This window comes from Anoxybacillus sp. LAT27, from assembly GCF_022030075.1.
GTDB lineage: Bacteria > Bacillota > Bacilli > Bacillales > Anoxybacillaceae > Anoxybacillus > Anoxybacillus kestanbolensis.
Genome location: NZ_JAIWYK010000214.1, coordinates 1 through 257, shown reverse-complemented (window position 1 = coordinate 257; position 257 = coordinate 1). Strand labels below are relative to the sequence as shown.

At 67.3% G+C, this 257-nt stretch carries 1 protein-coding gene; it reads left to right on the top strand.

What is annotated here, in order from left to right:
* On the top strand, positions 1 to 257 hold a 257-nt coding region (locus LD028_RS09180), incomplete at both ends, for a gamma-glutamyltransferase (RefSeq protein ID WP_237811637.1).

Genomic DNA, 257 nt, shown 5'->3' with positions numbered 1-257 from the left:
CGTGGGCAGCGCTGGCGAAGCGCTTCGGCCGCCTGCCGCTTGCCGAAACGCTCGCTCCGGCGATCGCCTATGCGGAAAACGGCTACCCAGTATCGCCGGTGCTGGGCAAATACTGGGCGAACGCTTATCGGGTGTACAAAGAAGCGCTGAACGGGCCGGAGTTCGCCTCGTGGTTTGCGACGTTTGCGCCGGGCGGCCGCGCGCCGAAGATCGGGGAAGTGTGGGCGTCTCCGGATCATGCGGCGACGCTCCGCTCC